At 76.2% G+C, this 4,704-nt stretch carries 5 protein-coding genes and 1 pseudogene; all 6 read left to right on the top strand.

Annotation, left to right across the window (positions count from 1 at the left end; all coding sequences use genetic code 11):
- A partial coding sequence (locus RH94_RS18730) for an SWIM zinc finger family protein (protein WP_079189098.1) occupies positions 1 to 1,492 on the top strand: 1,492 nt, incomplete at its 5' end.
- An 84-nt stretch (positions 1,493 to 1,576) separates the two neighbouring features.
- Positions 1,577 to 1,906: an STAS domain-containing protein gene (locus RH94_RS18725; RefSeq protein ID WP_073948707.1), complete on the top strand. Its 330-nt coding sequence runs from the start codon at positions 1,577 to 1,579 to the stop codon at positions 1,904 to 1,906.
- Positions 1,907 to 1,979: 73 nt separating this feature from the next.
- Entirely contained in the window at positions 1,980 to 2,192 is a 213-nt protein-coding gene (locus RH94_RS46705) for a hypothetical protein (protein WP_407697331.1), read from the top strand.
- Positions 2,170 to 3,729, top strand: a complete 1,560-nt coding sequence (locus RH94_RS18715; protein ID WP_079189097.1) for an MFS transporter — start codon at positions 2,170 to 2,172, stop codon at positions 3,727 to 3,729. The genes RH94_RS46705 and RH94_RS18715 overlap by 23 nt, the downstream gene beginning before the upstream one ends.
- 23 nt (positions 3,730 to 3,752) lie before the next feature.
- On the top strand, positions 3,753 to 4,283 hold the full coding sequence (locus RH94_RS18710) for a MarR family winged helix-turn-helix transcriptional regulator (protein WP_073948706.1): 531 nt from the start codon (positions 3,753 to 3,755) through the stop codon (positions 4,281 to 4,283).
- Between the two features lie 190 nt (positions 4,284 to 4,473).
- Positions 4,474 to 4,704, top strand: a pseudogene (locus tag RH94_RS43845) (hypothetical protein); the annotation flags it as partial.

Raw genomic sequence — 4,704 nt, 5'->3', positions numbered from 1 at the left:
GGAGCCGGCTGCCGGAGCATCCCGCACGCCCGGGACGGCAGCGGCCGGGCCCGCCAGGGAGGACGCCGGCGACAGCGGGACCCCGCAGGGGCCGCAGGGACGTCGGGAGGCCCCGGCGGGTTCCCCGGCCCACGGTCACCCCACGCCCGGCGGCCACCCCGAAAGCGCCCCTCCCCCGCAGTCGCCGGCCACCCCCGCCGCGCCACGCGTCCCTCCCACCATGGCCTCCCCCCGCCGTGACGGTGAACTCCGGCGTACGTTCCCGGCGTTCGCCGCACGGGCGGCGGAGGACTCGCGGTTCGCGGAGACGTGGTGGGGCAACGCGTGGGTCACCGCCCTGGAGGAGGGCGCGCTGGACGCGGCGCGGCTCGCGCGGGGGCGGGGGTACGCGGAGACGGGACACGTGGACGCCGTCACCGTGACGCCGGGCCTGGTCCTGGCGTACGTGCGGGGGAGCCGCCCGCGCCCCTACCGGGTGCAGGTGCGGCTGCGGACGCTGGACGACGCCGACTGGGACCGTTTCCTGGACGCCGCGGCCGAGCGCCCGGGACACATCGCCGCCCTGCTCGACAAGGAGATGCCCCAGTCCCTCGCCGACTGCGGGGTCCCCCTGCTCCCCGGCCCCGGCGACCTGGAACCCCACTGCAGCTGCCCCGACCGCGGCCACCCCTGCAAACACGCCGCCGCCCTCTGCTACCAGACCGCACGCCTGCTGGACGCCGACCCCTTCGTCCTGCTGCTGCTCCGCGGCCGCGGCGAGCGCCGACTGCTCGACGCCCTGTCCCGGCTGAGCGCCGCCCGAGCGGCCCGTGCCGCGCAGCAGAAGAAACCGGAGCCGTTGCCGGGGGTGCGCGCCAGTGACGTACTGGCCGAGCAGGCCCGGCGCCGGCTCCCGCCCCTGCCCGCCCCCTTGCCGCCGCCCCCGCACCCCGAGCAGCCCCCGGTGTACCCGGCGGCGCCCGGCGGCCCCGACCCCTTCGCGCTCGACCAGCTGGCCACCGACGCGGCCGCCCGTGCCCACGCCCTGCTCACCACCGGCCGCGACCCGGTCGGCGGGCTCACGCCGTGGCAGGACGCCGTACGCCTCGCCGCCGCCCGCCCCGGCTCCGGACTGACCGCCGCCACCCGTTCCCTGTACGCCTCCCTCGCCTCCGTCACCGGACGCACCACGGCCGACCTGGCACGCGCGGTCGCGGCCTGGCGGCAGGGCGGCCCGGAAGGACTCGCCGTCCTGGAGGAGCCCTGGGACCCGCCGGCCGGCCGGTTCGACCGGGCCCGCCCGCTGCTCCTCGCCGCCGACCTGCCCGCCTTCCGCCCCTGGCGCAACCGGCTCACCCACCCCCGCGGCCACCTCCAGCTCCGCCTGGGCCGGAACGGCCTGTGGTACGCGTACGAATCCGAGCCCGACCGCGACGACTGGTGGCCCCGCGGCACCCCCGACCCCGACCCGGTCGGCGCCCTGACCGGCCTCGGCACACCGGGCGACCTGTGACGGTCCCCGGCCCCGGCGCACGTGGTCGTCCATCGGAGCCACCATGGAGGTACACAGGGTGCGGCGAATGCGAAGGAGGCCGCCATGGCAGCCGAACGCTTCCCGGCCCCGGCGATGGCGGTCAGGGCGACCGACGGCCGGCGGGCCGAGCTGATCCTCACGGGGGACATCAGAGCAGGGCTCCTGCGGGAACTGGAGAGATGTCTCGGGGCCCCGCCGCTGAGCGAGGCCGACGAGTGGATCGTGGACATGAGCGAGGTCACCGGCATCGACCTCGCGTGTGCCTACGCCCTGCTGCAGGCGGCCGAGCGGCAGCCGGAGACCGCGACACTCACCGTTCGCGGCGCCCGGCACGCCGTGCAGCGGACCCTGCATCACGCCGGGCTCGACGCGGTCGCCGTGATGGAGAAGTGACGGCCCCCTCGCACACGCGTCGGCCGCCGCCGGATTCGCGGTGGTCGGCGCCGCGGCCGTGCTCGCCGCCGCGATGCGGGCACCCCTCGCGGCCGTCGTCCTGATGCCGGAACCCACGCGCACCATCGACGCGCTGATGGTCCCCCGCTCCTCGCGGTCACCGGCGCGATGCTCGTCCCCCGCGGGCGGCGCCGAGGGTCCGCACCGGCCACGCGAAGTGGAACGGTGGCAGAATATTTCGGTGACCGTTGTAATGTGGAGTCATGGCCCCGCGAACGACTCGTAGCCCGGCCCGGCGCCGTTGGCCGGACGTACTCACCGAGGAGCGGGCCCGCCCGGAGGCGGTGCGGTCGCGGCCGAACGCCTGGTGGCTGGCCGTGGGCACGGTGTGCTTCGGGGCGTTCATGGGACAACTGGACGCGAGCATCGTCACGCTGGCCTACGGCGGTCTGCGCACCGATTTCCACGCCTCGCTGGCGGCGGTGGATTGGGTGTCCCTGGCGTATCTGCTGACCTTGGTGGCACTGCTGGTGCCGGCCGGGCGGCTGGCGGACGCGCACGGCCGCAAGCTGCTGTACCTGTACGGCTTCGCGGTGTTCACGCTGGCGTCCGCCGCGTGCGGACTGGCACCGTCGCTCCAGGCGCTGGTGGGCTTCCGGGTCGTACAGGCGGCCGGGGCGGCGCTGATGCAGGCCAACAGCGTGGCGCTGGTGACCACCAGCGCGCCCCGCGGGCGGATGCGCAGCGCGCTCGGCGTGCAGGCCGCCGCGCAGGCGCTGGGACTGGCGCTGGGGCCGACGGTGGGCGGGGCGCTGGTGTCCACGCTGGGCTGGCGCTGGGTGTTCTGGGTGAACGTGCCGGTCGGGGTGATCGCGCTGGTGAGCGGCCACTATCTGCTGCCGCGTACCAGGGCCCGTACGAAGGCGGCGCACTTCGACTGGGCCGGTCTGGGGCTTCTGGCGGTGGCCACCACCAGCGCGCTGCTCGGCGTGTCCGCGGCCTCCGGGCTGCCCGTGCCCGGCTGGGGGGCGGGCCTGCTGTTCGCCGCGGCGGCCGTGTCCGGCTGGGGTTTCGTCCGCCGGCAGCAGCGGGCCGCCGCGCCGTTGCTGGACCTGGCCCTGCTGCGGGTGCGGGCCGTGGCGTTCGGGCTGGCCGGGGCATTGAGCGGCTATCTGGTGCTGTTCGGGCCGCTGGTCCTGGTGCCGGTCGTCCTGACCGCGCGGGGCTCCTCGGAGCTGACCGCCGGATTGGTGCTGACCGCGCTGCCCGCCGGCTTCGCGCTGTCCGCGACCGGCGGCGACCGGCTGTTGCCGCGCTCCCTGACGGACCGCGGCAGGTGCCTGGCCGGAGCCGGCGTGTTCCTCCTCGCCATGGCCGCGTCGGCGGTCGTCCCCCCGGGCGTCGCCTGGACGGCGGGCCTGCTGGGGCTGGCCGGCCTGGGGCTGGGGACGTTCACCCCGGCCAACAACGCCATGATCATGAGTGCGGTCCCCGCGCGCTCGTCGGGCACCGGTGGCGGTCTGGTCAACATGGCCCGGGGCCTGGGCACGGCCCTGGGAGTCGCGCTGGTCACTCTCGCCCTGCACCTGGCAGCGGGCAGTGGGACCGCGGCCGGAGCCCGGTGGTCCGCGTCGATCCTGGCGGGAGTCTCGGCCGTCGCCGTCGTCTCGGCCTGGCTGGGCCCACGCGGAAACGGCCCGGGCGGAAGCGGCTCGGGCGGAAGCGGCTCGGGCGGAAGCGGCCCGGGCGGAAGCGGCCCGGGCGGAAGCGGCCCGGGCGGAAGCGGCCCGGACCCGGGACGAGCGGTGGCCGAAAGCCCGTAGGGCGGCATGGCTACCCTTGCCACATGTCCGCGCAGCCCCGCTCCCAGACGCCCCCTTCCCACCCCGTCGGCGAGGGGCCGGACGCCCGCCTGCTCACCGAGGCCGTCACCCGCCTGCGCCGCGCGCTCCGCGCCTCCATCCGGACCGACTACCCGTGGGAAACGCTGCCTATGGCCCAGGTGGAACTGCTGCAGGTCCTGGGCGAACACTCACCCGCCCGCATCAGCGACCTCGCCGCCCGCCAGCGCCTGGCACCGAGCACCGTCAGCGGACTGATCGGCCAGATGATCACCACGGGACTGGTCGCCCGCGAGGTCGACCCCGGTGACCGCCGCGCCTCCGTCGTCACCCTCACCGATGCCGGCCGCGACCAGCTCACCGCCTGGACCACCGCCCACGAACGCCGCATGGACGCCGCTCTCGCCGCCCTCGGCGACACCGAACGGTCCGCCATCGCCCTCGCCCTGCCCGCTCTCTTCCAGCTGGCCGAACACCTGGGCGAGCCCGAGGACGGCACGACCGGAACGACCGCGGAGCCGCCTTCTCGGCCGTGACCGGCCGAGCGCGCGGCCCGCCGCTCCCTGGTCGGCCGGTACCCTGGTGGTCCGTGACGCCCCGGCGGGATGTCGCGCGGCGGCGGGGCTCGCCGCACCCGAACCGCGGCACGGGTGCCGCCAACAGTCCCTGCTTGTGAGGAAACGCGTCCACGCGCTCGGGCGCCGCACGAGTAGGGAGCGTGTGCCGATGACGGCCTCGCACGACCGGACCACCGGGGAGACGGCGGCCGGGCGGCCGGCGGGAATGCGGCCGTGGCGGTTCGTGGTGTGGTTCGGCACGGTCAGTCTGCTCGCGGACTTCGTGTACGAGGGCGCTCGTTCGGTCACGGGCCCGCTGCTGGCCTCGCTCGGTGCGTCCGCGCTCGTCGTCGGAGTGGTCACCGGGGCGGGTGAGGCGGCGGCGCTGATGCTGCGGCTG

Origin of the sequence: Streptomyces kebangsaanensis, from assembly GCF_001906585.1 — a bacterium.
Taxonomy (GTDB): Bacteria; Actinomycetota; Actinomycetes; order Streptomycetales; family Streptomycetaceae; genus Streptomyces; species Streptomyces kebangsaanensis.
The sequence above is the reverse complement of the archived record's forward strand: the minus strand, read 5'-3'. Positions and strand labels throughout refer to the sequence as shown.

What these genes read in the sequence shown, in the direction of transcription:
- RH94_RS18710 (WP_073948706.1), top strand. Translation starts at nt 3,753, where the DNA reads ATGTCCGCGCAGCCCCGCTCCCAGACGCCCCCTTCCCACCCCGTCGGC.
- RH94_RS18725 (WP_073948707.1), top strand. Translation starts at nt 1,577, where the DNA reads ATGGCAGCCGAACGCTTCCCGGCCCCGGCGATGGCGGTCAGGGCGACC.
- RH94_RS46705 (WP_407697331.1), top strand. Translation starts at nt 1,980, where the DNA reads ATGCGGGCACCCCTCGCGGCCGTCGTCCTGATGCCGGAACCCACGCGC.
- RH94_RS18715 (WP_079189097.1), top strand. Translation starts at nt 2,170, where the DNA reads ATGGCCCCGCGAACGACTCGTAGCCCGGCCCGGCGCCGTTGGCCGGAC.